Source organism: Corallococcus sp. AB011P (genome assembly GCF_003611605.1).
GTDB lineage: Bacteria > Myxococcota > Myxococcia > Myxococcales > Myxococcaceae > Corallococcus > Corallococcus coralloides.
In genome coordinates, this window is the sequence record NZ_RAVX01000002.1 from 1 (window position 1) to 24,488 (window position 24,488).

Annotated in this window: 18 protein-coding genes; 9 read left to right on the top strand and 9 right to left on the bottom strand. The window is 70.0% G+C overall.

Annotated elements, in window-relative coordinates; genetic code table 11:
• Nucleotides 1–123 precede the first annotated feature (123 nt).
• Nucleotides 124–1,233: an MJ1255/VC2487 family glycosyltransferase gene (locus tag D7X30_RS05265; RefSeq protein WP_120561767.1), complete on the bottom strand. Its 1,110-nt coding sequence runs from the start codon at nt 1,231–1,233 to the stop codon at nt 124–126.
• 73 nt (nt 1,234–1,306) lie between these two features.
• On the opposite strand from D7X30_RS05265, the gene D7X30_RS05270 reads away from it, so the two are divergent.
• Together D7X30_RS05270 and D7X30_RS05275 are read left to right on the top strand one after the other, a co-directional pair.
• Nucleotides 1,307–1,603, top strand: a complete 297-nt coding sequence (locus D7X30_RS05270; RefSeq protein ID WP_120561768.1) for a hypothetical protein — start codon at nt 1,307–1,309, stop codon at nt 1,601–1,603.
• Nucleotides 1,604–1,732: 129 nt separating this feature from the next.
• Nucleotides 1,733–2,632, top strand: coding sequence for a LysR family transcriptional regulator (locus D7X30_RS05275; RefSeq protein WP_120561769.1), 900 nt, complete (start codon nt 1,733–1,735; stop codon nt 2,630–2,632).
• A 31-nt stretch (nt 2,633–2,663) separates the two neighbouring features.
• Here D7X30_RS05275 and rsmB read toward each other — a convergent pair whose 3' ends face one another.
• Genes rsmB through D7X30_RS05295 form a run of 4 tightly spaced genes read right to left on the bottom strand, consistent with a single transcriptional unit; the run spans nt 2,664 to nt 6,549 of the window.
• Nucleotides 2,664–3,980 carry a 16S rRNA (cytosine(967)-C(5))-methyltransferase RsmB gene (gene rsmB / locus D7X30_RS05280; RefSeq protein WP_120561770.1) on the bottom strand — a complete coding sequence of 439 codons (1,317 nt, stop codon included), beginning with the start codon at nt 3,978–3,980 and terminating at the stop codon, nt 2,664–2,666.
• Nucleotides 3,977–4,936, bottom strand: a complete 960-nt coding sequence (locus D7X30_RS05285; protein WP_199724179.1) for a type II 3-dehydroquinate dehydratase — start codon at nt 4,934–4,936, stop codon at nt 3,977–3,979. Before D7X30_RS05285 ends, rsmB begins: the two co-directional genes overlap by 4 nt.
• Before the next feature lie 49 nt (nt 4,937–4,985).
• On the bottom strand, nt 4,986–5,924 hold the full coding sequence (gene fmt, locus D7X30_RS05290; protein ID WP_120561771.1) for a methionyl-tRNA formyltransferase: 939 nt from the start codon (nt 5,922–5,924) through the stop codon (nt 4,986–4,988).
• 34 nt (nt 5,925–5,958) lie between these two features.
• Nucleotides 5,959–6,549, bottom strand: coding sequence for a signal protein (locus D7X30_RS05295; RefSeq protein ID WP_120561772.1), 591 nt, complete (start codon nt 6,547–6,549; stop codon nt 5,959–5,961).
• 103 nt (nt 6,550–6,652) lie between these two features.
• Here D7X30_RS05295 and D7X30_RS05300 point away from each other — a divergent pair, with 103 nt between their 5' ends.
• Nucleotides 6,653–8,248 (top strand): HEAT repeat domain-containing protein, encoded by a 1,596-nt coding sequence (locus D7X30_RS05300; protein WP_120561773.1) that lies wholly within the window; start codon nt 6,653–6,655, stop codon nt 8,246–8,248.
• A gap of 97 nt (nt 8,249–8,345) precedes the next feature.
• On the opposite strand, the gene D7X30_RS43540 is transcribed toward D7X30_RS05300, so the two are convergent.
• A complete protein-coding gene (locus D7X30_RS43540; RefSeq protein WP_120561774.1) occupies nt 8,346–10,544 on the bottom strand; it encodes an FUSC family protein in 2,199 nt (732 codons plus the stop codon).
• Nucleotides 10,545–10,908: 364 nt separating this feature from the next.
• On the opposite strand from D7X30_RS43540, the gene D7X30_RS05310 reads away from it, so the two are divergent.
• Complete coding sequence (locus tag D7X30_RS05310) at nt 10,909–12,705, top strand: M4 family metallopeptidase (RefSeq protein ID WP_120561775.1); 1,797 nt, start codon at nt 10,909–10,911, stop codon at nt 12,703–12,705.
• Between the two features lie 60 nt (nt 12,706–12,765).
• Here D7X30_RS05310 and D7X30_RS05315 read toward each other — a convergent pair whose 3' ends face one another.
• Both D7X30_RS05315 and D7X30_RS05320 read right to left on the bottom strand, forming a co-directional pair.
• On the bottom strand, nt 12,766–15,120 hold the full coding sequence (locus tag D7X30_RS05315) for an arylsulfatase (RefSeq protein WP_120562553.1): 2,355 nt from the start codon (nt 15,118–15,120) through the stop codon (nt 12,766–12,768).
• Nucleotides 15,121–15,252: 132 nt separating this feature from the next.
• A complete protein-coding gene (locus D7X30_RS05320; RefSeq protein WP_120561776.1) occupies nt 15,253–16,287 on the bottom strand; it encodes an aldo/keto reductase in 1,035 nt (344 codons plus the stop codon).
• 165 nt (nt 16,288–16,452) lie between these two features.
• Here D7X30_RS05320 and D7X30_RS05325 point away from each other — a divergent pair, with 165 nt between their 5' ends.
• From D7X30_RS05325 to D7X30_RS05340, 4 genes are all read left to right on the top strand, one after another.
• On the top strand, nt 16,453–18,234 hold the full coding sequence (locus D7X30_RS05325) for an ABC transporter ATP-binding protein (protein WP_120561777.1): 1,782 nt from the start codon (nt 16,453–16,455) through the stop codon (nt 18,232–18,234).
• Entirely contained in the window at nt 18,231–20,045 is a 1,815-nt protein-coding gene (locus tag D7X30_RS05330) for an ABC transporter ATP-binding protein (protein ID WP_120561778.1), read from the top strand. Before D7X30_RS05325 ends, D7X30_RS05330 begins: the two co-directional genes overlap by 4 nt.
• Before the next feature lie 387 nt (nt 20,046–20,432).
• Nucleotides 20,433–21,212, top strand: coding sequence for an SDR family oxidoreductase (locus tag D7X30_RS05335; protein WP_120561779.1), 780 nt, complete (start codon nt 20,433–20,435; stop codon nt 21,210–21,212).
• 57 nt (nt 21,213–21,269) lie between these two features.
• A complete protein-coding gene (locus D7X30_RS05340; protein WP_120562554.1) occupies nt 21,270–22,148 on the top strand; it encodes an aldo/keto reductase in 879 nt (292 codons plus the stop codon).
• 10 nt (nt 22,149–22,158) lie between these two features.
• Here D7X30_RS05340 and D7X30_RS05345 read toward each other — a convergent pair whose 3' ends face one another.
• Complete coding sequence (locus D7X30_RS05345; protein ID WP_158619209.1) at nt 22,159–22,755, bottom strand: TetR/AcrR family transcriptional regulator; 597 nt, start codon at nt 22,753–22,755, stop codon at nt 22,159–22,161.
• Between the two features lie 94 nt (nt 22,756–22,849).
• Here D7X30_RS05345 and D7X30_RS05350 point away from each other — a divergent pair, with 94 nt between their 5' ends.
• A complete protein-coding gene (locus D7X30_RS05350) occupies nt 22,850–24,442 on the top strand; it encodes an FAD-dependent oxidoreductase (RefSeq protein WP_120561780.1) in 1,593 nt (530 codons plus the stop codon).
• Nucleotides 24,443–24,488: the final 46 nt, after the last annotated feature.

Sequence of the window (24,488 nt, forward strand, 5' to 3'; positions counted from 1 at the left end):
TCTTCCACGACTTGAAGCGTTTTCGCGCCGCCGCCACCCGTTACGACAAGACGGCGAGCAGCTACCTCGCCGTCCTGCATGTCGCCTCCATGCTTCTTTGGCTGCGCTAATCAGGGACAGCCCCTAGGCCTTGCCGTCCATCTCCGCCAGCTCCATGCGCCAGTGGCCGCGGTGCTCGTAGGCCTGCGCCAGCTGCTCATTGAGCGCGGTGAGCATCTTCACGTTCCCGTCCTGCTCGTAGCCCTTGAGGGACTCCGCGCAGGCGGGCACGCGTGAGAGGAACGTCTTCAGCGCGTCCAGGCTCAATTCCTTCACATACATCCCGTACCCCAGCCGCTCCAGATAGAGGGCGTTGAGCACCTGTTCGAACTGGCCTCCCACGGGGATGCTGAGCAGGGGTTTGTGCAGGTAGACGGCCTCGCTCATCAGCGTATAGCCGCCGCCCGCGACCACCGCGCGCGCGGTGCGCAGGTCGTCGATGAAGCCCGCCTCGCTGAAGGGCCGGTAGGTGAGGTTGCCCTCCACCACGTCCTCCTTCAGGTCGCGGCGCAGGCCATACACGCGGCACGGCACGCCGGACTGCTTGAGGATTTCGGGCAGGTGCGTGTTCGTCGTCGACGTCTGGTACACGAGCAGGTGCTCACCGGCCTCCGGCTTCGCCGCCAGGATTTCGGGCCGGAGGATGGACGGCGCCAGCGTGGTGCGGCGCTTGCGCACGGGCGGGTAGAAGAACGTCGTGGCCAGGTAGTGGAAGGCCCCGGGCAGCTTCGCCTTCACGATGGCGCGCGTGGCCTCGAAGCTCTCTTCATGGCCCGCGAGCAGCGCCGGGTCGTGCTGGCAGCGGTTGATGACCTGCATGTTGTCCACGCTGATGACGGGCAACCGGTGGTTCTTCGCGAACAGGTAGCTGAACGTCTCGAAGTCGCTCACCACCACGTCCGGCTTGAAGCCTTCCACCAGGTCGAAGTACTGGCGCACGTTCTGCGGCCAGCCCGTCACGGCGCCCTTCAGGTTCTGCAGCACCGTCTGCCACTTCTTCACCGAGTTGCCTTCGTAGGCGATGGTCAGCCCCCAGATGCCGTGCACGTTCTGGAAGCGCTGGGCCAGGTAGTTCTGCGCCCGCCCGGACACCACGATGTGGACCTCGTGTTCCTTCGTCAGCGCCTCCAGCAACACGCGCGAGCGCGTGGCGTGGCCCATCCCTTCGCCGACGACCCCATACAGGATTCGCATGGTCCGGAAGCATACGCCCGGGACACCCTCCCCTGTCCCTTCCGGCCCGGGACGGTGCTACGCCTCCCGGTCCATGACCTCCCTGCCCTCGCCCCGGGGTGCCTCCGTCCTGCGCGCCGCGGCGTTCGGCGGCATCGCCGGCCTCATGCTGGGCGGCGTGAGCCTGCTCGGGTTGGGCGTAAGGGCCGTCTTCGCCCCCGCCGACTGCGACAAGCTGTCCCCTCAGGAGTGCCAGCTCCTCCACGAGACGGACCGCGACCTGGGCCGAGTGCAGACGCTCTCCGGCGGGGCGCTCGTCGCCCTGGGCGCCGCCCTCTTCGCCCTCACCCGCCCGCGTCCGCCCGAGGACGGCCATGACTCCAACGTTTGAGAGCCCGAGGATTTCGCCGCGGCGCGCAAGCAGCCAGGCAGATTGTGCCTGTAGGTCATTTTCGCGCGCGGGGTAGGTCAACTAATTACTACTGGCCCGGCCATTAGGTTTGAGGGTAGGAGACGGCCCATGCAGCTCGAATCGTTGAAGATGTTCTGTGACGTGGTCGAGACGGGCTCGTTCTCGCGCGCGGCGCAGCTCAATCACGTGACCCAGTCGGCGGTGAGCCAGCAGATTCGCGCGCTGGAGAACCGCTACGAGCAGAAGCTGCTCTCGCGCAGCGCGCGGCAGGTGACGCCCACGCCCGCGGGCGAGCGCCTGTTCCGGGGCTGCAAGGAAATCCTGGCGCGCTTCGCGGAGGTAGAGCAGGAGATCCGCGAGCAGGCCACGGAGGTCCAGGGTGCGACCACCGTGTCCACCATCTACTCGGTGGGTCTGCACGAGCTGAACGTGGTGCAGAAGCAGCTCTTGAAGTCGCACCCCAAGGTCAACATGCGCCTGAACTACCGGCGCAATGATCAGGTCTACGACGATGTGATTCTTGGCGCCGCGGAGATTGGCATCGTGGCCTATCCGCAGCCGCGCGCGGGCGTGGACATCCTGCCGTTCCGCGACGACAAGCTGGCGGTGGTCTGCGCGCCCAACCACCCGTTCGCCAGCAAGACGAAGGTGAGCGTCACCGCGCTGTCGGGCGTGCCCTTCATCGCCTTCGACCGGGAAGCCCCCACGCGCAAGGCCCTGGACCGCCTGTTCCGCGAGAAGAACATCGACATCAATCCGGTGATGGAGATGGACAACGTGGAGACCATCAAGCGCGCGGTGGAGATGGGCCTGGGCGTGGCCATCCTCCCGCTCGCCACGGCCCACGCCGAAATCAAGAACAGCTCGCTGGTGGCGAAGCCCTTCGCGGAGGGGCCGGTGTCGCGCCCCATTGGCCTGCTCATCCGCAAGGGCAAGTACCTGGACCGCGCGTCCGCCGCGGTGCTGGAGGCCTTCAAGCAGGCCGCCCTGATTCCGCAGGACGACTGAAGCGTCCTCCCGCGGTCCGCGTGCCCGGCGCTCAGTAGAGCTTGCGCAGCCGGGCCGCGAAGAAGCCGTCGTAGCCCTCCGGCCCGGGCAGCGTGCGCAGCCAAGCCTGGGCGAGCGGCAGCTTGAGGCCGGGCAGCACGGGCGGCTCGGCCGTCCACTCCGGGTGGCTGCGCAGGAACATGTCCACCTGGTCCTGCCCCTCCTGCGGCTCCGGCGTGCAGACGGCGTAGACGAGCAGGCCGCCCGCCGGCACCGCTTCCTGGCAGTTCTCCAGGATGCGCCGCTGGAGCGTCGCCAGCCGGGCCACGTCCTCCTCCTTGCGGCGGTATCTCAGCTCCGGGTGCCGGCGCAGCGTGCCCAGTCCAGTGCAAGGCGCGTCCACCACCAGCGCGTGGAACTCGCCCCAGCTTTCGGGGAACGGCTCGGACGCGTCGTGCGCGTAGGCCTTCAGGCGGCTGGACAGCCCCAGGCGGTGGGCCTCCGCTTCAATCTTTCGCAGCTTGTTGGCGTGCAGGTCCACCGCGACGACGTCGTGCGTCTCCGCCTGATGGCAGGCCTTGCCGCCCGGCGCCGCGCAGGCGTCCAGCACACGCGCCGTCTCCGGGATGGCGCCATAGACGCCAACGAGCTGCGCGGCCTCGTCCTGCACCTGCCACAGCCCTTCCGAGTAGCCGTACACGTCCTCCACGCGGCCCACGGGCGGCAGGACGATGCCCACGGGCGAGGCCTCCGTGGCGCGCGCTTCCACGCCCACGTCCTTCAGCTGCGCGAGCAGCGCGTCGCGCGTCACCTTGGAGGTGTTGGCGCGGATGACGACGGCGGGCGGCTGGTTGTTGGCGACGAGCATCGCCTCCGCGCGCTCGCGGCCGAACTGGCGGATCCACCGCTCCACCAGCCAGCGCGGGTGGCTCTCGCGCACGGACAGGTACTCCACCGGGTCCTTCTGGGAGGGCAGCGGCGGCGAGGGCAGCTCGGACAGCTTGCGCAGGATGGCGTTGGTGAAGCCCGCCGCGCGCCCGAGCCCCACGTCCTTGAGGGCCTGGACCGTTTCGGCCACGGCGGCGCGCGCGGGCACGCGGGTGTGGAAGAGCTGGTAGGCGCCCACGCGCAGGGCGGCCAGGACCTTGTCCTCCAGCGCGTCCAGCTTGCGGTCCGCGAAGCGGGTGATGGCGTAGTCCAGCGCGAGCTGCCGGCGGGTGGCGCCGTAGGTCAATTCGGTGACGAGCGCCGCGTCGCGAGGGTCCTTCGGAGGCGACTCCGACAGGACCGTGTCCAGCACCACGTTGAGGTAGGCATCCGTGGCGCGCACGCGCGCGAGGATGTTGATGGCGAGGATACGGGCGCTCATCCTTCTTCCAGCCGGGTCATCAGGTCCACCAGTTGCGTGTCCGTCAGCCGCGTCGCGGGCAGATGGGACAGGGTGAGGCTCTGGAGGCTGTCCTCCAGGAGCTCGCGGTGGCCGCTCTCCGCCGGCTCACCACGTTGGACCTGCTGATACTTCGCGCGGGCCCAGGTGGCCAGCTCCGCTTCACTGAGCCGTCCGGCCAGCCGGTCCGCGATCTTCTGGCGCACGAGCGCCCGGGTGAGCAGGTCCGACGCGGGCGTGGAGCCGCCCTTCGCCGCGCGGCCCAGCGTCTTGCCCGGCTTGCCGTCCGTCTTCACCACCGTGGGCACGGACTTGCGGCCCAGCGTCTTCAGCGGCCCCCCGGCCTCCGCCGTGCGCCGCAGCGACCGCGCGGGCGTGGCCAGCGGAGTGGGCTCCGGCGCGTCGTCCTTCTTGAGCGGGTGCACGCGGCCCACCAGCTTGGGCTTCGGACGCGAGTCTTCGTCCTCGGGCCCGGCGGCCTTCTTGCGGCGGCCCAGCGACTTCAGCGGCCCGGGGATGGCGGGGTGGAAGATGCCGCTCGCGAAGGTCTCCAGGGCCTGGATGTACGGGTCGAAGCCGTGCAGCCCCAGCACCTGCATGGCGCACGCTTCGGCCACCACGGACTCGCGGGCGGGCGGCTTGAGCAGCACCTCGATGGCGGGCAGCCCCACCGCCTCCAGCGCCTCCTTCAGCGCGTAGGACGTGAAGCAGCCCGCCGGGTTGATGAGGATGCCCTCCACGTTCTTGCGCTCGGCGTGGATCGTGTCGATGAGGACGCCCTCGTGGTTGGACTGGACGATGGTCAGCGTCAGTCCCAGCTCCTTCGCCTTCGCGCGCAGGGCCGCGTCGAGGTCCGTCAGGCGGCCCCCCGCGACGTCCTCGCGCTCACCGAGGAGGTTGAGGTTCGGCCCGTGCAACACCAGCAGCTTCATGCCCATCCGTGCGACTCCATGACGCGAGAATTCCACATGGCGCTCGTCGGCGCGCTCAAGACGTGAACGGCTGACTGCCCGGCTGCAATCTGTTTCCAGAGAGGAAGTCCGCCGCGCGCATCACCCGCTTGCCCTCCGGCTGGACCTCCAGGAAGACGACCGAGCCCTCGCCACAAGCGACCTCGATGCCCTCCGGCCCCGCGGACAGCACCGTGCCGGGCGCGCCCTTCCCTTCCGCGGGCCGCATCCGGTGCACCTTGAAGACCTTGCCACCCAGCAGCGTGTACGCACCGGGCCACGGCGTGAAGGCGCGCAGGCGGCGGTCCAGCTCCACCGCGGGTTTCGCGAAGTCCAGCTTGCCGTTCTCCTTGTCGATGATGGGCGCCAGCACCATGCCCTCGGAGGGCTGGGGCTGAGGCGTCAGCTCGCCGCGGAGGTAGCGCGGCAGGGACTCGCGCAGGATGTCGCCGCCCAGCGCGGACAGCTTCGCGTGCAGCGTGGCGCTCGTCTCGTCCGGCGCGATGGGCAGCCGCTTCATCGCCAGCACGGGGCCGGTGTCCAGGCCTTCATCCATCACCATCAGCGACACGCCCGTCTCGCTGTCGCCATGCTCGATGGCCCACTGGATGGGCGCGGCGCCCCGGAAGCGCGGCAGCAGCGACGCGTGCACGTTCACGCAACCCTTCGCGGGCAGGGCCAGCAGGTCCTTGGGGAGGATCTTCCCGTACGCCGTCACCACGCAGACGTCGGGCGCGTACTGGCGCAGCTCCTCGGAGAACGGCGGCGTGCGCAGCTTCTGCGGCTGGAGCACGGGGATGCCCTTCTCCAGCGCGCGCTCCTTCACGGGCGGCGCGGTGACGGCGTTGCCCCGGCCCTTGGGCTTGTCCGGCTGGGTGACGACGGCCACGACCTCGCCCACGTCGAAGCAGGCCTCCAGCGAGGCCACGGCGAACTCGGGCGTACCCATGAAGACGATGCGGGGTCGGCTGCTCATGTGAGGGAAATCTCGTGTGGGGAAAGGAGTTGGGTCAGGCCACGGACTTGAAGGCGGCGGGCGGCGCGGAGGTGTCCACCGCCTGGCGCTTGCGCGCGCGCAGCGCTTCCAGCGTGGACAGGGCCTCGCGCGTTTCCGGGGTGGTGGCCACGTCCTTGAGCGCGTCCAGCGCCTTCTCCAGCGCCAGCGCTTCGTCCGCCTCGCGCTGGCGGATGCGGTCCACCGCTTCGCTGAAGCGCGCGAAGAAGGCGCGCAGCTCGTCCTTGCGCCGCAGGGGGCGCAGGCGCGGATAGCGGCCCGCCGCGAGCGCCGCGACGTAGAGGCTCATCACGTGGACGGGGCCCGCCACACGGTGCGTGAAAAGGAGCCCGAACAACCCGAGCGCGATGCCCAGGCCCACGGTGGCCACGCCGGTGAGCCACCAGAGCGTCTCCACGCTGGACAGGCCCCCTTCGGCGGACATGCGGTGCACCTGCTGGGCGAGCACGCCGAACAGCAACATGCTCCCGGCGCCCATGCCGGTGAGCAGCAGGATGTATTTGAGCTGGAACTCCCGGTCGAGCAGGTACGTCCGGCGGATGATGGTCGGACGCGACGCGTTACGACTGTCTTCGGCATGGGGCATGTCGTTGACCAGCGTACCCCAGGAGGTGGGGGAGGTTTGCGTCCTTCGTGTGGACAGGTCTACACCCGACGGAAGCCCAGACGTTCGGACGTAAAGGAGCCCCATGTCCCGCTCATTCGTCGCCCTGTCCCTGGCCGTGTCCTGCATTGCGCTGGGGGGTTGCAAGAAGGAGGACCCCAAGACGCCGGAGTACTGGCAGTCCAGTCTGGAGGGGGCGAAGCGCCCCGACGACAAGGTGCGAGTGATTGAGTCGCTGCGCACGTCGGGCAACGTCAACGAGCAGTTCCTGCCCTTCCTGCACGCGAGGCTGTCCTCGGAGCGCCGGCCGGAGGTGAAGGCGGCGGTGGCCCGGACGCTGGGGGATTTGCACCACCCGACGTCGCTGGAGCCGCTGACGGCGGCGCTGGACCCCGGGGCTTCGGACGTGCCGGCGCAGCAGGTGAACAAGGCGGTGGTGGGCGCGCTGGGGCGGATTGGGGATGAGCGCGCGGTGCCGTCGCTGGTGCCGCTCTTGCGCAGCAAGGACAACTACACGCGCATCGAGGCCATCCAGGTGCTGGGCTCGCTGAAGGCGAAGCCGGCGGTGGAGCCGCTCATCCAGTTGGCGACGGACGAGTCCGCGGAGCCGTTCCTCAACAAGAAGGCCATCGAGGCGCTGGGGCAGATTGGGGATCCGCGCGCGGTGCCGGCGCTGATGCGCACGCTGACCAAGGAGCGCCGGGGCATGTCGTTCTATGTGGAGAGCAGCTTCGCGCTGTTCCAGCTGGGCGCGCCCGCGGCGGACGCGCTGCTGCCGGTGCTGGAGGGCAAGGACGCGGAGCTGCTCACGTGGGCGAAGGCGCAGGGGGTCAACCCCGCCAGCTACCCGATGAAGGCCGCGCAGGTGCTGGGCGACCTCCGGGAGAAGCGCGCGGTGCCCACGCTGTTGAAGCAGCTGTCGTTCACGCATTCGGATCCGCAGATCCAGGCGCTGGTGCGGATGCAGGCGGCGGACGCGCTCGGGAGGATGCGTGCGCAGGAGGCGGTGAAGCCGCTCGCGGGGCTCGTGGGTGAGCCGGACCCGACGGTGCGGGATGCGTACGTGCGGGCGCTGACGCTGCTGGGCAACCGGGACGCGCTCCCCGCGCTGGAGAAGGCGGCGGGCACCGGCGACTGGTACTCGCGGGAGATCGCCGTGAAGGGCATCGCGCTGCTGGGGGATGCGCGGGAGCAGCCGGTGCTCGCGAAGCTGGCGGCGGCGGAGCCCGCGCGCACGGCGGCGGACTGCCAGGAGACGGGCGAGGACGGGTGCCAGGACGCGGCGGCGCTGGGCAAGAAGCGCGCGGATCAGGTCCAGGGCTATGGGGCCGTGCTCGAAGCGGCGCAGGCGTGCAGCGGCAACGCGGGCTGCTGGTCGCAGCGGCTGCCCAAGGCGGACGCGGTGCTGTTGCAGCGCGCGGCGATGGAGCTGGGGCGCTCCGGGGCGGCGGACCAGGGCCCGACGCTGGCGAGCCGGCTCACCGAGCGCGACACCGAGGCGCGCGCCACGGTCATCCAGGCGGTGGACTGGCTGGCGGACGCGCCCGGCGCGGCGAAGAAGCTGCGCGAGGCGTCCCTGCCCGCGCTGAAGAAGCAGCTGGAGGACGAGAAGGGCAACTCCAACTTCGTGCGCGTGAACGAGGACCTGCGCCGGCTGATGGTCAAGCTGGAGCGGGCGTAGCGCGCATCCTGGAAGTCCGCGGAGGGCACGAGCATGTGCCCCCGCGCCGGTCGTGCCCGACAAGGATGCGCGGACAGCATCCATTGCATGCCACGCTTCACGCGGGAACGGGCGTTGCGCCATCCTCCGAGGCACGCAGCGCGGGCGGCATCCGCTCCACCGCATGGTGGAGCACGCCCAACTGACGCACCAGCCGCGACAGCTGCGTGCGCGCCAGCGCGTCCGTGCCCTCCAGGCCCGGCGCCTCGCGCTTGAGCGCTGACGGCACGCGGCGCGCCACCAGCGCCGCGGACAGCTCCTCCAGCGCGTCCGACGCGTAGCGCACCACCGGCCCCAGGTCCGAGTCCTGATGCCACGTGCGGCTCGCCGCCAGCGCCGTCACGGCCGCGGTGAAGCGGCGCGCGTACGTAATCAACGCCATCCCCGGCTCCAGCTCCTTCGCCGGTCCCTTCCACTCACTCAGCAAGCGCTGGAACGACGCCTCCGCGGACAACAGCGCCACGCCCACCTTGCGCCGGGCCTCTCGCAGCGCCGCCTCCGTGGACACGGGCGTGCGCGACACCTCGCGCAGGTAGTGCTGGTCCGCCTTCAGCACGCAGGCCACCTGCTCGGCGAAGCGCGCGTGCTCGGGGCTTGGCCAGAGCAGCCGGATGCCCACCAGCGCCAGCACGCCCCCCATCAGCGTGTTGAGGATGCGCACCCCCGCGAGCTGCCAGTCCCCTGTTTGAATCTCCGCGAGCAGCACCAGCGCCGGCGCCAGCAGCACCTGGTACACCGTGAAGTTCAGCGGCCGCACGCTCACCGACACGCAGACCAGCAGCACGATGGCCGCGAGCATCATCCACGGCGCCGGCAGCACGTGCACCAGCCCCATGGCCAGCACGCTGCCCACGAACGTGCCCGCCACACGCTGCAGCCCCTTCTCCGTGGTGAGCCCCGAGTACGGCTGCAACACGACAATCACCGTGATGGTCACCCAGTACCAGTGATTGAGCCCCAGCCCCTCCGCCAGCGCCGTCGCCACCGTCGCGGTGAGCCCCAGCCGCAGCGCGTGCCGGAAGACCACCGACTCCGGCGTCAGGTGGTCGCGAAGCACCTTCCACCACGAACGCCTGCGCCCCGGCTCCAACCCCAGCGGCTTCGTGTCCCGCTCCGGCAGCGGCTCGCTGCTCTCCAGCCGGGACGCCACGTCCAGCGCCACCGCGCTGTACTCCCGCAGCCGCCCCAAAAGCCCCGCCACGTGCGAGTACTGCGAGCGCGCCGGCTCCGGCAGGCCCCCGTCCGCCTGGAGCACCCGCGTCACCCGCTCCGCGTCCCACGACGACGGCACCGGCACCGTGCCGCGCACCAGCGAGCCGACCACGCCCCGCAGGTCCACCGCCAACGCGCCCAGCGCGTGCTGCGCCTCGATGCGGGCCGTGCGGCACGCACCCTGGCGCGGCGCTTCGTCCAGCGCCTCCGACATCGCCGTGAGCAGGAGCGACAGCGCGTCCGCGTCCTCCAGCAACACCAGCAGGTGCTCGCCCCGGCCGCTCTCCTCCTGCCGTCCCTGGCGCGTGGCCCCCAGCATCGCGCGCGCCGTCTCCAGCGACTGCCGCATGCGCGCGGCCCGCTGCACCGCCTCCCATGTCCCCACCCGAGAGGGCCCCTCCATGGGCCAGCCCGCGACCGCGTCCGCGACGTCCGCCAGCTCGTCGTAACAGGCCGCGATGGCCAGCCGCGCGGGGCGGTACGGCCGGAGCGGCCACAGCACCAGCGCCAGGAACATGGACCACAGGCCGCCCGCGACGAAGTACGCCGCCTGCATCAGCGCCGCTTCCGGTCCTCGCTGCGGCAGGGCCAGCGACACCACGAACAGGTTCGCCAGCAGCATGCCCACGATGCCCGGCGTGTCCCCGAAGCTGCGCGCGAAGCCGCACGCCGTCACCCAGAAGAGCGTCAGCGCCACGTCCACCCAGAAGGGACTCGGCAGCACGATGACGAGCCCCACCAACGCGCCCAGCACCGTCATCGCCCCCATGGCCCGAGCGCGCGTGCGGTACGGCCCGCCCTTGTCCACCAGCGCGACGAAGAGCCCGGCCATGCCCGCCCACGCAGCCGCCGGCTGCGACAGAAGCGCGGAGATCAGCAGCGGAACGCCCAGCGCCAGCCCCGTGCGCAACCCCGCCGCCACCGCGGGACGGCCCGGCTGGAAGCGGAAGAGGCCCGCGACGTGGCGAGGCAGGTGTCCCCGGGCCGCACGCCCTCGGGGTGCCACCCAGCCTTCCGCCACCGTCTCGCCTCCGTCCCCGCGCATCCCCGCTCCTTCCCCGGGTGAACGTCTCCGGAGGAAGAAGATGGGGTGCGCGAGCGCCGGATTCCGCCCCTGCCCGCCCGCATGCACGGCGGACGGGCCAGAACGCCTGGCGTCCAGACACGGGGTGTGGGTGGACGGGCGTGCACAGGCAGGATGAAAATGAACGGAAATACACCCCCTCGCACCTGCCTACCTACCGGTCGGAATGTGTTTCCGGGGTCGATGTAGGCTGAAAACTTCACCTGTGAATTCATGAGCTTGGACCCACTCATGACTGTGTAAGCAGCCACCCACACGCAACAATGGGACGGCTGACACGAGAATCAATTTGTCCGGCTCACCTGTCCCCCGAAAGCACTCCCCCATGGCCCTGCGCACCGACCTCTCCAAGCCCGTTGTCGCCACCCAGAACCGCACCGACACGAAGCCGGTGAACACCGTGAAGCCGCAGGGCCCGGTGGGCATGAGCTCGCAGTCCAGCTTCAGCGCGGGCGCGCCCTCCAAGGCGAAGGCCACGGTGGCGCTGAACGGCGTGGGCCAGAAGCTGACGCCGGGCCCGGTGGACCTCACCAGCCCCCAGGCGCAGCAGGCCGTGCAGCAGACGGTGTCGTACGTGAACCAGAAGAACCCGCAGCTGACCGGCATCACGGGCGGCACGTCGTTCTCGCCGCGCACGGTGGAGCGCGACCAGCTGGGCATGACGCACGTGCGCATGGACCGCATGCACGAGGGCCTGAAGGTCGCCGGTGAGCAGATCATCGGCCACCTGGACGCGAAGGGTCAGTTCGACAGCCTGACGGGCGACGTGTCCAACGTCCCGGTGGGCATTGGCAAGGCGCCCACGAAGCTGACCGCGAAGGACGCGCTGGCCGTGGCGCAGAAGGACTTCAACGGCGAGACGTCCAAGGCGCCCACCGCGGAGAAGGTCATCGTCAAGGGCAAGGACGGCCAGTACCACGCCGCCTACCACGTGACGCTCACCGACACGAAGGTGTCCAGCGGCAAGGACCCGCGCTCGATGAACTACTTCATCGACGCGAACACCGGCGAGTCGCTCAAGCAGTACAACACGCTGAGCCACCTGGACCGCACGACCAACGCCAAGCGCGCTGGCGGCACCTCCGGCACGCCCGCGCAGACGCCCACCCCGCCGACGACGCCCACCCCGCCGGGCAGCGCGGGCCGCGTGGCGGACGACCAGACGATGTACAGCGGCAAGGTCGACATCCAGACCACGAAGAACAAGGACGGCACGTTCTCCCTGGATGACAAGACGCGCGGCAAGGGCATCGTGACGTACGACGCGAAGAACAAGGCCGAGGCGTCCGGCACCACGGGCTTCACGGACAACAACGACGTCTGGGGCGAGAAGACCGACCCGTCGCGCGCCGCCACCGCGGTGGACGCGCACTACGGCGCGGAGATGACCTACGACTTCTACAAGGAGATCCTCGGCCGCGACTCCATCGACGGCAAGGGTGAGAAGCTGGTCTCCTACGTGCACACCGACGTGAACCTGGTGAACGCGTTCTGGGACGGCGAGAAGATGCAGTACGGCGACGGCGACGGGAAGGACTCCGGCCCGCTCACCACGCTGGACATCGCCGGCCACGAAATCACCCACGGCCTCACGGAGCGCACCGCGGGCCTGGAGTACGAGGGTGAGTCCGGCGGCCTCAACGAGTCCTTCAGCGACATCATGGGCACCGGCGTGGAGTGGTTCGCCAGCCAGAAGAACAGCGCGGTGAAGTTCGACTGGGCGGTGGGCGAGGACGCGTGGACGCCCAAGAACGGCGACAACACGGACGCCCTCCGCTACATGAACGACCCGACGGCGGACGGCTACTCCATCGACAACTACAAGAACTTCCCGAAGATGACGGAGGTTCACGGCTCCAGCGGCATCGCGAACAACGCCTTCTTCCTGCTCACCGAGGGCGGCAAGAACAAGACGTCCGGCATCGAGGTGAAGGACGGCATCGGCATGGAGAAGAGCCTGAAGGTCTTCGGCCGCGCGCTCACCACGTACATGACGCCGCAGACGAACTTCTCCCAGGCCCGCGCCGCCACCATCAAGGCCGCCACGGACCTGTACGGCAAGGACTCCACCGAGGCGAAGAAGGTCGCCGAGGCCTGGACCGCCGTTGGCGTGACCAAGTAGTCCTCTGAGCTTTCAGGCCCGGATGGGAGCCCTTTTGCTCCCGTCCGGGCCTTTTTCGTTTCACTGCTTCGACAGGGCTTCCTTCTGTTCGGCCTGCAGGTCACGGACATGCTCCCCGGCGACGTCCACGGTCACCTGATGGAGCGTGCCGGTGAACTCGAAGGGCGCGGCGTAGCGCTTGCTCACGGATGACTGCTCGTCCCGGCCGCAGGTGAGCCCCTCCCCCAGGCTGATGGCCACCGGCATGGTGTCGTCGATGGTGCTCTGCGCCACCAGGTCCCCGTTGATGTAGAGCCGGCCGCGTCCGGGGGTGCCCCTCCCCACGGCGGGCTCCGCCTTGCCGGTGGGCTCGAACTCGAACCTCAGCTCCGAGCGCCCCTCCGGCACGTCCACCGCCGACTCGATGTGGAACTCCTGCTCGCCGAGGTAGTTGTAGGCGTAGTGCAGCTTCCGGCCCTGGATGAAGAACGTGTAGCCGCCGGTGAGGCCGCCGTGGCTGAGCAGCACGCCCTCCGTGTTGGGCTTCACCTCCGCGTCGGCGGTGATGGTGTGCGGCCGGTTGAGCACGTGCACCGCGGCGTTCTCCGGCGCGGGGGACGTGTGCGGCCGGTACACGTAGCGCGTGCGGTCCTTCGTGAGCTGCGGGCGCTCCGTGGCGAACACGGCGAAGCTGGGCGACGCCATCGGGAACACCTGGTAGCGCCCCGCTTCCGCGTACCAGAGAGCGATCATCTCGATGAGCTTGCCCCGGTGCTCCTCCGCCACGTTCCGCGTCTCGGAGCAGTCTTGCGCCACGTGGTACAGCTCCCAGCCGTGCGTATCCAGCTCGCGCAGCCGGTCCTCGTCGAGCAGCGACTGGCCGAACGCCTCTCCGGCCTCCGTGAAGGACGGGCCGGGGAACGGGCACACCGCGCGCCAGCCGTCGTGGTAGATGGCGCGCGAGCTGAACATCTCGAAGTACTGCGTGCGGTGGCGGCTCGGCGCGTCCCCGTCGTTGAACGTGTGCTTGAGGCTGACGCCCTCGAGGGGTGACTGGGTGACGCCGCGGATCTCCGCCAGCGGCTCCAGGCCCAGGCAGTCCAGCACCGTGGGCACCATGTCGATGGCGTGCGCGTACTGCGTGCGCACCTCGCCCTTCGCCTGGATGCCCTGGGGCCAGTGGACGAGGAACGGGTCGGTGGTGCCGCCTCGGTACGTCTCCCGCTTCCAGCGGCGGAACGGCGTGTCCCCCGCCCAGGCCCAGCCCCACGGGTAGTGGTTGAAGTGCTTCGGGCCGCCCAGTTCATCCAGCGCCGCCAGGTTCTGCTCCAGGGACTCCGGCGCGTTGTTGAAGAACTTCAGCTCGTTCACGGAGCCGTGTGGCCCGCCCTCCGCGCTGGCCCCGTTGTCGGACAGCACCATGATGAGCGTGTTGTCCAACTCGCCGGTGTCCTCCAGGAACTTCAGCAGCCGGCCGATGTGGTGGTCCGTGTGCTCCAGGAAGCCCGCGAACACCTCCATCATCCGCGCGTAGAGGCGCTTCTCCTCCGGGGGCAGCGAGCCCCACTCCTGCACGTCCGGGTCATGCCGGGACAGCTGCGTGCCCCGGGGAACCACGCCCAGCTCCAGCTGCCGCTGGAACACCTTCTGGCGGTAGGCGTCCCAGCCGTCGTCGAACTTGCCCGCGTAGGCGTCCGCCCACTCGCGGGGGACGTGGTGGGGCGCGTGCATGGCGCCCGTGGCGAAGTAGAGGAAGAAGGGCTTGTCGGGCGCGACCTGCTTGGTGTCCGCGATGCAGTCGATGGCGCGGTCCACCAGGTCCGGCGTGAGGTGGTAGCCCTCCTCGGGAGTGCCGGACGGGCGGATGGCGTGGTTGTCGTGGATGAGGTCCGGGTAGTACTGGTGCGTGTCTCCGCCCAGGAAGCCGTAGAAGCGCTCGAAGCCACGGCCCAGCGGCCAGCGCGAGTACGGCCCGGCGGCGCTCGTCTGCTCCGCGGGGGTCAGGTGCCACTTGCCAATGGCATACGTGTTGTAGCCGGCCTCCATCAGCATCTCGGAGAGGAAGCCATTCTCGAAGGGGATGGTGCCGTTGTAGCCGGGGTAGCCCAGCGACGTTTCGGTGATGGTGCCCATCCCGTTGGAGTGGTGGTTGCGGCCGGTGAGGACACACGAGCGCGTGGGCGAGCACAGCGCGGTGGTGTGCATGTTGTTGTAGAGCAGCCCGCCTTGCGCCAGCCGGTCCAGGTTTGGCGTGCGGATGGGCGAGCCGTAGCAGCCCAGGTGTCCGAAGCCCATGTCATCCAGGATGATGAACAGGACGTTGGGCGCGCCGGGCTTCGAGCGAAGGGGCGCTGGCCACGCGGGAGACGACTGCTCCCAGGTGCGTCCGATGACGCCGGGGAAGGGACTGCCGGGTTTGTATTCCTTGAGGGACATGAGCGAGCGCGCCTCCACGCGAACCGGAACGTTCTCGTGGGTGAGGTGCATCGCCCCCGGAGGCAGCGAATCTGCCCCCGGGACGGAGGCGGCCGGCCCCAGGCCCTGGCCGGCTCCTGCTTCACGCCCCGCTCACGTCACGGGGAACGGGTTGCGTTCGTGGAACTGCCGCTGGTGGAAGTACGGGTACGGCCAGGGCGTGGTGCTGGCGGCGTCCAGCGTGGCCACCTGCGCGGGCGTGAGGTTCCAGCCGATGGCGCCCAGGTTCTGGCGCAGCTGCTCCTCCGTGCGCGCGCCGATGATGACGTTGGACACGGTGGGCCGCTGGAGCACCCAGTTGAGCGCCACCTGCGGCACCGTCTTGCCCGTCTCCTGGGCCACGGCGTCGAGCGCGTCCACGACCTTGAAGAGGTACTCCTCCGGCACCTGCGGGCCGCCGGCCGCGGTGGCGGGGTTGTTCAGGCGGCTTGTCTCCGGCTTCGGCGCGCCCCGGCGCAGCTTGCCGGTGAGCCGGCCCCAGCCCAGCGGGCTCCACACCACCGCGCCCACCTTCTGGTCCTGCGCGAGCGGCATCAGCTCCCACTCGTAGTCGCGGCCCACGAGCGAGTAGTAGGCCTGGTGGGCCACGTAGCGCGCCAGGTTGTAGCGCTCCGACACGGCCAGCGACTTCATCAGGTGCCAGCCGGAGAAGTTGGAGCAGCCGAGGTAGCGGATCTTCCCCGCGCGCACGAAGCCGTCCAGCGTGTTGAGGACCTCCTCCACGGGAGTCACCGCGTCGAAGGCGTGGAGCTGGAACAGGTCGATGTAGTCCGTCTTCAGCCGGCGCAGCGCGGCCTCCACGGCGCGCGTGAGGTGGAAGCGCGAGGAGCCCACGTCGTTGGGCCCCGTGCCCGCGCGGAAGGTGGCCTTGGTGGAGATGATGGCCTTGTCGCGCCGGCCCTCCAGCGCCTTGCCCAGAATCTCCTCCGCGAGCCCCGCGGAGTAGCCGTCCGCGGAGTCGAACATGTTCACGCCCGCGTCCAGCGCGATGTCCACGAGCCGCGTGGCCTCCTTCACGTCGCTGGAGCCGAAGCCCTTGAAGAACTCACCCGAGCCACCGAACGTGCCCGTGCCCAGACTGAGGACGGGGACCTTGAAACCAGAACCACCCAGCTGCCGGTATTCCATGACGTTCACCTCGTGACGAAGCGGGACGAAAGGCGGCCCACGTAACGGGCCGTGGCGCGGCGCGCAACCGTCGTTTCGCGACACGCGTGATGCTTGAAGCGGCGCGTGGGGGCGCCCATCATGCGCGCGCCTTCCCGGGCGGGGAGGCAGGGGTCCAGGTCTCACGTGAGCACGTCCGCGCAACCCGCATCCGGCCGTCCGCCCATCCTGCGGGCATTGGGATATCTGCGCCGCTACCGCCTGGAGGCGTTGGGGGCGCTGCTGTCGCTGCTGCTCGTCTCCGTGGCGAACCTGGGCGCGCCTCAGATGATCCGCATCGCCATCGACCACGGGCTCGCGCGTGGGGAGATACAGCCCGTGTGGCTGGCGGTGGGAGGCCTGGTCGCCATCGCGCTGGGGCGCGGCCTGTTCAACTTCCTGCAGGGCTACCTGGCGGAGCGCGCGTCGCAGGGCGTGGCGTTCGACCTGCGCGACGCGCTCTTCGCGCGCATCCAGCGGCTGTCCTTCAGCTACTACGACCAGGCACAGACGGGGCAGCTGCTCACGCGGCTGACGAGCGACGTGGAGGCGGTGCGCACCTTCGTGGGCAGCGGCGTGGTGCAGTTCGCCGCGGCGGCGGCGATGCTGGTGGGCTGCGCGGGGCTGCTGCTGTACCTGGATCCGGTGCTGGCGCTGGCGGCGCTGAGCACCGTGCCGCCCATCCTGTGGGTGCTGCGCCGGTTCATGCAGCGGATGCGTCCGCTGTTCGGACAGTTGCAGGCGCTGCTGGGCTCGCTCAACAGCACGCTGCAGGAGGACCTGCGCGGGCTGCGTGTGGTGCGCGCCTTCTCCGGCGAGGCGCGGGAGCTGGAGCGCTACGGGAAGACCAACGCGGAGTTGAAGGACAAGAACCTGCGGGTGGTGGACGCGCTGGCGGCCAACTTCCCCTTCGTCACCTTCTTCGCCAACCTGGGCACGCTGATGGTGGTGGGCGTGGGCGGCTGGCGCATCCTCCATCAGGAGCTGACGCTGGGAGAGCTGGTGGCCTTCACCAGCTACCTGGCCTTCCTGCTGATGCCCCTGATGACGCTGGGCTTCTTCGCGGCCAGCATGTCGCGAGCGAGCGCGTCCGCGCAGCGCGTCTTCGAGCTGCTCGACACGGCGGTGGAGGTGACGGACCGTCCGGGCGCACTTCCGTTGCCTCCGTTGCAGGGCCGCATCGAGCTGCGAGACGTGCGCTTCCGCTACGCGGGCAGCGAGCGCGAAATCCTGTGCGGCGTGAGCGTGACGCTGGAGCCCGGGCAGCTGGTGGCGGTGCTGGGCACCACCGGCTCCGGCAAGAGCACTCTCATCAACCTGCTGCCCCGCTTCTACGACGTCACCGGGGGCGCGGTGCTGCTGGACGGGCACGACGTGCGGGACGTGACGCTCGCGAGCCTGCGCTCGCAGATGGGCGTGGTGCTCCAGGACGCGCTGCTGTTCTCCGGAACGGTGCGGGAGAACATCGCCTACGGGCGCCCGGAGGCGACGCAGGCCCAGGTGGAGGCCGCGGCGGAGGCGGCCCAGGCGGCGGAGTTCATCCGCGAGCTGCCCCAGGGCTACGACACGGTGGTGGGCGAGCGCGGCGTGGGGCTGTCCGGCGGGCAGCGGCAGCGGTTGGCCATCGCGCGGGCGCTGCTCACGGATCCGAGACTGCTCATCCTGGACGACAGCACGTCCGCGGTGGACGCGCGCACGGAGACCGCCATCCAGGGAGCGCTGGACGCGCTGATGCGGGACAAGCGCAGGACGGCCATCGTCATCGCCCAGCGCATCAGCACCGTGCGGGACGCGGACCTCATCCTGGTGTTGGACGAGGGGCGCATCGCCGCGAAGGGACGTCACGAGGAGCTGAAGGCCACCAGCGAGCTGTACAACGACATCCTCGGGTCGCAGCTGCTGCCGCCGCGCCAGGAGGAGGTGGCATGAGGCGGCCTGGAAGCATCGAGGCGATGGCGGAGCTGGAGACGGGCCGGGCGCAGCACCGCGGGAAGGTGCTGCGCCGGCTGCTGGGCGAGCTGCGTCCGCACGCGGGCACGCTCACCGTGGCGATGGCCTTCATCCTGGTGGGCGCGGCGTGCCAGGCGCTGGGGCCGTACCTGATGAGCCGGGCCATCGACCACGACATCGGCTCGGGAGACGGCTGGGGGCTGTTGCGGACGCTGGGGGTGCTGTTCGTCGTCTACGTCGTGGGCGTGCTGACGCAGCAGGCGCAGACGCGGCGGGTGGGCCACACGGGGCAGCACGTCCTGTCGGATTTGCGCCAGCGCCTCTTCGCGCGGCTCCAGCAACTGCCGCTGTCGTGGTTCGACCGGCGGCCGCTGGGCGACCTGATGAGCCGGCTGCTCAGCGACGTGGACACGCTCAACCAGCTCTTCGCGCAGGGGCTGACTCAGCTGTTGGGGTCGCTGCTGGGACTGGTGGGCGTGCTCGTCGCGATGTTCGCGCTCAACTGGCGCCTGGCGCTGGCGTGCTTCTCCCTCATCCCCGCCATCGTGCTCACCACGTGGTTCTTCGCGTCGCGGGCGCGCAATGCCTACCGCAAGACGCGGCAGACGGTGGGCGACGTGACGGCGAACCTCCAGGAGGAGATTGGCGGCGTGCGGCAGGCGCAGGCGTTCAACCGCACGGAGAAGAACATCGAGCGCTTCCGCGACCGCAACGCGGCCAACCGCGACGCGAACGTGGCGGCGGTGGGCATCACGTCCGCGTTCTCGCCGGCCATCGACCTGCTCTCCACGCTGTCCACGGCGCTCGTGATTGGATACGGCGGCGCGCTGGCGCTGAGTGGGCAGCTCACGGTGGGCGGCGTGGCGGCGTTCCTCATCTACGTGCAGCAGTTCTTCCGGCCGGTGCAGTTGGCCGCGTCCGTGGCCGCGCTGATGCAGTCCGCGCTGGCGGGGGCGGAGCGCATCTTCTCCATCCTCGACGAGGCAACGGAGCCGCCAGACGTGGCGGGCGCGGTGGAGCTGGGGTCGCTCCAGGGCCAGGTGGTGTTCGAGGGCGTGTCCTTCGGGTACGACGCGTCGAGGCCGGTGCTGCGCGACGTGTCCTTCCACCTGGAGCCCGGCCAGACGCTGGCGCTGGTGGGGCGCACGGGCGCGGGCAAGACGACGGTGGCCAGCCTGGTGCCGCGCTTCTACGACGTGACGGGGGGCGCGGTGCGCGTGGACGGCGAGGACGTGCGCCAGGTGACGCGCGGCAGCCTGCGCCGGCAGATGGCCATGGTGCTGCAGGAGCCCTTCCTCTTCAGCGGGAAGGTGGTGGACAACATCGCCTATGGGAAGCCGGGCGCCACCCGCGAGGACGTGGAGGCGGCGGCGAAGGCGGTGCACGCGCACGACTTCATCACCCAGTTGCCGCAGGGCTACGACACCGTGCTGGGCGAAGGCGGCGCGACGCTCAGTCAGGGGCAGCGGCAGCTGCTCGCGTTCGCTCGCGCGGTCATCGCCAATCCGAGGGTGCTCATCCTGGACGAGGCGACGGCGAACATCGACACGCGCACGGAAGCGCTCATCCAGTTGGCGCTGGGGCAACTGTTGTCCGGCCGCACGAGCATCGTCATCGCGCACCGGCTCAACACCATCCGCCACGCGGACCTCATCCTGGTGCTGGAGCACGGCACCGTGGCCGAGCGGGGCAACCACGAGGAGCTGCTCGCGAAGGGCGGGCTCTACGCGGAGCTGTATCACCAGCAGTTCCGCGACACGCCGGAGCCGACGGTCAAGGCGCTGGGCTGAAGGCGCGCCACCGGCCGCGGCTCCCCAAAACCTGTCCGACTGTCGGACAGGTTCGTGCGGCCCCGGGCGGAGCGCTGGCCCCCTGGCCACGGCGCTTCAAAACCTGTCCGACTGTCGGACAGGTTTCTTCGGTGCGTCGCGGCGGGGACTTCGCCCCTGCTTCGGGCGGAAACGTGCACCCACGGTGATCGACCGTTGCGCGCTGGACCGCCTCCGTCATTTTGACGCCCTCTGGGCCTGCATCCCGCTTGCACGGTCGAACGCCCCTCGTTACCCAGCGGCCGAGGGTGCGGCCCATCGGCATGCGCTTCGCGCCGGCAGTCCCCATCTCCAGCATTCATTGCGTCGAAGTAGGACGCGCCCCCTTCACCCCTTCAGGGAGCAGGCATGGCAGGCAGTCGAGGGACAGCATTGGTGACGGGTACGTCCGCGGGTATCGGCGCGGTGTATGCCCGAAGGCTGGCGGCGCTTGGGTATGACCTGGTCCTCGTCGCTCGGCGGGAGGAGCGGCTGAAGGCGCTGGCGGCGGAGCTGACGGCGGCGCATGGCATCCGCGCGGAGGTGCTGCGGGCGGACCTCACGGTGCACGCGGACCTCCAGCGGGTGGCCGGGCGCGCGGCGGGTGACGACCTCACCCTGCTCATCAATAACGCGGGCGTGGGTGGCTATGGCCCCTTCGCGCAGGTGGAGCCCGCGGCGCTGGAGGGCCTGGCGAACCTGCACATGATGGCGCCGATGCTGGCCACGCGCGCGGCGCTGCCCGGCATGCTGGCGCGGGGCAAGGGCGCGGTCATCAACGTCGCCTCCCTGCTCGCCTTCTCCGGCGCGATGCCACCGGGTCCCCTGCCCCACCGGGCCACCTACGCGGGCGCGAAGGCGTTCCTCGTCCACTTCACCCGCACGCTCGCGGGAGAGCTGCGCGGCACGCCCGTGGTGGCGCAGGTCGTCTGCCCGGGCATGACCTTCACGGAGTTCAACGGCGGCTATCCCGGCACCATGTCGCCGGAGGACGTCGTCACGGCGTCGCTCGTCGCGCTGGAGCGCGGTGAGACGGTCTGCGTTCCGGGACTGGAGGCCGCGGAGGCCCTCACGGCCCTGGAGAAGGCGGAGGCCGGATTGCTGCGTGGTGCGACCCACGCATTGGCCGGGCGGTACCGGACGGCCTGAAACGCATTTGCTGCACATGCATCCATTTTGGCGTTCATCTGCACGGAGGAAGCACTCATGAGCGGAACCTCGACGCGACCCGCGGAGAAGAGCGGCACCTTCAAGCTGGGCGGCGACCTGCCCGTCCACCGGCTGGGCTACGGCGCCATGCAGCTCACGGGCCCTGGCATCTGGGGCCCGCCCAAGGACCGGGCGGAGGCGGTGCGCGTGTTGCGCCGCGCGCTGGAGCTGGGCGTGGACTTCATCGACACGGCGGACTCCTACGGCCCCTACGTCAGCGAGGAGATCATCGCGGAGGCCCTGCACCCCTACGCCAAGGGCGTGGTGGTGGCGACGAAGGCGGGCCTGGTGCGCACGGGGCCCAACGAGTGGCATCCGGTGGGCGCGCCGAAGTACCTGCGCCAGGAGCTGGAGCTGTCGCTGCGCCGGCTGAAGCTGGAGCGCATCGACCTGTACCAGTTGCACCGCATCGACCCGAAGGTCCCGGTGGAGGAGTCGCTGGGTGAGCTGAAGGCGCTGCAGCAGGAAGGGAAGATCCGCCACATCGGCCTGTCGGAGGTGTCGGTGGAGGAGATTGAGCGGGCGCGCAAGGTGGTGGACATCGTGTCGGTGCAGAACCGGTACAACCTGACCGACCGCGTGCACGAGAAGGTGCTGGATTACTGCGAGAAGGAGAACCTGGGTTTCATCCCGTGGTTCCCGCTGGCGACGGGCGGTCTGGCGAAGCCGGGGAGCACGCTCGACTCCGTGGCGAAGAAGCACAACGCGACGCCCGCGCAGATTGCCCTCTCCTGGCTGCTGGAGCGCTCGCCGGTGATGCTGCCCATCCCGGGCACGTCCTCCGTGAAGCACCTGGAGGAGAACGTCGCGGGCGCGGAGGTGAAGCTCAGCAAGGACGAACTGGCCGCCGTGGACGCGCAGGCGTCGGGGCGCTGAAGCCCGGCGCTCACTTCCGCTTCACGTAGCGCAGGAGGAGCGTCACCAGCTCCTCCTGGAGCAGCCCCTGGGACAGGGACTCGGGGCGCTCCACCACGGCTCGGTGGATGACCGCGTGGGACACCGTGTCGATGAGCCATAGGGCCAGCTCCGGGTCCGGCACGTCCGTGCGGAATTTGCTCAGGGCCTCCAGCATGGGCGCGTCGTCCGGGTCCCATTTCCTTGCCGGACGCGCTGGCAGTTCCTCCGTCAACGCGTGGTGCAGCTTCGGATTCACCGCGTGCGCCGCGAAGCCCAGCGCCACCAGCGTCCGGATGAGGTCCTCCAGCGTGTTGAACTTTCGCGTCGCCAGCACCTCTCGCGCGGCGGCGCGCTGCTCCTTCACGTGCCGGCGTAACACCTCCGCCACCAGCGCCTCCTTGCTGGGGAAGAACTGGTAAAGCGATGCGACGTTCACGCCCGCCCGCTCCGCGATGCGGTTCGTCGTCAGCTTCGCGTAGCCGTCGCGCACCAGAATGTCAGCAGTCGCCTGCACCAACGCATCCACCGTCGCTCGCGAGCGCTCCTGCGTGGGTGTCTTCCGAGGGGAAAGCTTCGCGCGCGGCATGCCGGACTCCTGGGGCGGGAACGCAAGCTGACAACATAAGCATTCCCTTACATTCTTGTCTCCGTCGCCGCTGACTCGCGACAGGAGACCTTCCATGTCCCATGACATCCTGCCGGTGCTCGTCATCGGCGCAGGGCCCACAGGCCTGACGCTCGCTTGCGACCTCGCTCGCCGGGGCGTTCGCGTGCGCATCGTGGATGCGGCGCCGCGTCCCTTCGTCGGCTCTCGCGGCAAGGGGCTTTCGCCTCGCACGCTGGAGGTGCTGGACGACCTGGGCGTGCTCGATGCCGTGCTCGCCGCGGGCAATGCCTATCCCCGCCTCCGCATCCATTGGCGGCGCTTCGTCGTGGGGCGCTGGACCATGATGGCCCGCCGCGCCGTGCCCCCGGACGTGCCCCACCCCAATCCCTGGCTCGTGCCCCAGGCCCGCACCGAGGGCATCCTGCGCGACCGGCTGGCGTCGCTGGGTGTCTCGGTGGAGTTCGGCACCGCGCTCACCGGCTTCACCCAGGACGACAGCGGCGTCACCGCCACCCTCACACGCGACGGCGCGGAGGAGACCGTCCGCGCGGAATACCTGGTGGGCGCGGACGGCGGACACAGTCGCGTGCGCAAGGAGCTGGGCCTGACCTTCCACGGCGTCACCCATGAGGAGGAGCGCATGGTCGTGGGCGACGTGCGCGTGGACGGATTGGACCGCACGCACTGGCATGTGTGGCCCTTCGCCACGGGCGGCATGGTGGCGCTGTGCCCGCTGCCCGGCCCGGACCGCTTCCAGCTCGCCCTCCAGGTGAAGCCTGGCGGCACCGTGCCGGAGCTCACCGAGGCCGCGACCCACCAGCGCATCCAGGAAGGTGCCCGCCCTGGTTCCAAGCTGCGGCTGCATGACGCGAGCTGGCTGTCCGTGTACCGCCCCAACGTGCGCATGGTGGACCGCTACCGCGTGGACCGCGTGTTCGTCGCGGGCGACGCCGCGCACGTGCACCCTCCCGCCGGCGGCCAGGGCCTCAACACCGGCGTGCAGGACGCCTACAACCTGGGTTGGAAGCTGGGCCACGTGCTCCAGGGCGCGGACCCTGCCCTGCTCGACACCTACGAGGCGGAGCGGCTGCCCATCGCCGCGCGGGTGCTCGGACTGTCCTCGAAGCTGTTCGACGGCATGCGGCAGGGACGCATGAAGGCACTGAACCGCGGCGACGAGCTGCTGCAGCTGGGCTTGAGCTATCGCGGCGGTCCGCTCGCTCCGGAGGTCCCCGGCGACACGGCCCGGGTGCAGGCCGGAGACCGTGCCCCGGACGCCCCCTGCGTGGATGCTCGCGGCGAGCCTGTCCGACTGTCGGACAGGTTTCGCGGCCCCCACTGGACGCTGCTCGCCTTTGGCCCCGCGCACGCGGGTGTCGAGGCATGGGCTCGCGAATGCCCAGGCGACTCCGTGCGCGTCGTCCACATTCTCGGAAAGGGCGCGGCCCCCAGCTCCGAGGCCCTGTTCGACAGGGACGTCCACGCCCACCGTGCCTACGACGTGGTCCCGGGACGGAATGCACTCATCCTGGTGCGCCCGGATGGCTACGTGGGACACGCGTCCCGGCCCGGCGACCTCGCTGCGCTGACCGCATTCCTCACGCCGCTCCTGCCCGCGCACGCGGAGGTCGCGCTGGACGTAACCGCTGGAACGCCCGCCGCGTAGAGGGAGCAACCTCGCGGGGCTTCGCATTCTGGCGAGGCCCATGGAG

Bases quoted from the DNA above. Each gene is read 5' to 3' on its own strand.
- D7X30_RS05265 (WP_120561767.1), bottom strand. From the start codon at position 1,233: ATGCGAATCCTGTATGGGGTCGTCGGCGAAGGGATGGGCCACGCCACG.
- D7X30_RS05270 (WP_120561768.1), top strand. From the start codon at position 1,307: ATGACCTCCCTGCCCTCGCCCCGGGGTGCCTCCGTCCTGCGCGCCGCG.
- D7X30_RS05275 (WP_120561769.1), top strand. From the start codon at position 1,733: ATGCAGCTCGAATCGTTGAAGATGTTCTGTGACGTGGTCGAGACGGGC.
- rsmB (WP_120561770.1), bottom strand. From the start codon at position 3,980: ATGAGCGCCCGTATCCTCGCCATCAACATCCTCGCGCGCGTGCGCGCC.
- D7X30_RS05285 (WP_199724179.1), bottom strand. From the start codon at position 4,936: ATGGGCATGAAGCTGCTGGTGTTGCACGGGCCGAACCTCAACCTCCTC.
- fmt (WP_120561771.1), bottom strand. From the start codon at position 5,924: ATGAGCAGCCGACCCCGCATCGTCTTCATGGGTACGCCCGAGTTCGCC.
- D7X30_RS05295 (WP_120561772.1), bottom strand. From the start codon at position 6,549: ATGCCCCATGCCGAAGACAGTCGTAACGCGTCGCGTCCGACCATCATC.
- D7X30_RS05300 (WP_120561773.1), top strand. From the start codon at position 6,653: ATGTCCCGCTCATTCGTCGCCCTGTCCCTGGCCGTGTCCTGCATTGCG.
- D7X30_RS43540 (WP_120561774.1), bottom strand. From the start codon at position 10,544: ATGCGCGGGGACGGAGGCGAGACGGTGGCGGAAGGCTGGGTGGCACCC.
- D7X30_RS05310 (WP_120561775.1), top strand. From the start codon at position 10,909: ATGGCCCTGCGCACCGACCTCTCCAAGCCCGTTGTCGCCACCCAGAAC.
- D7X30_RS05315 (WP_120562553.1), bottom strand. From the start codon at position 15,120: ATGTCCCTCAAGGAATACAAACCCGGCAGTCCCTTCCCCGGCGTCATC.
- D7X30_RS05320 (WP_120561776.1), bottom strand. From the start codon at position 16,287: ATGGAATACCGGCAGCTGGGTGGTTCTGGTTTCAAGGTCCCCGTCCTC.
- D7X30_RS05330 (WP_120561778.1), top strand. From the start codon at position 18,231: ATGAGGCGGCCTGGAAGCATCGAGGCGATGGCGGAGCTGGAGACGGGC.
- D7X30_RS05335 (WP_120561779.1), top strand. From the start codon at position 20,433: ATGGCAGGCAGTCGAGGGACAGCATTGGTGACGGGTACGTCCGCGGGT.
- D7X30_RS05340 (WP_120562554.1), top strand. From the start codon at position 21,270: ATGAGCGGAACCTCGACGCGACCCGCGGAGAAGAGCGGCACCTTCAAG.
- D7X30_RS05345 (WP_158619209.1), bottom strand. From the start codon at position 22,755: ATGCCGCGCGCGAAGCTTTCCCCTCGGAAGACACCCACGCAGGAGCGC.
- D7X30_RS05350 (WP_120561780.1), top strand. From the start codon at position 22,850: ATGTCCCATGACATCCTGCCGGTGCTCGTCATCGGCGCAGGGCCCACA.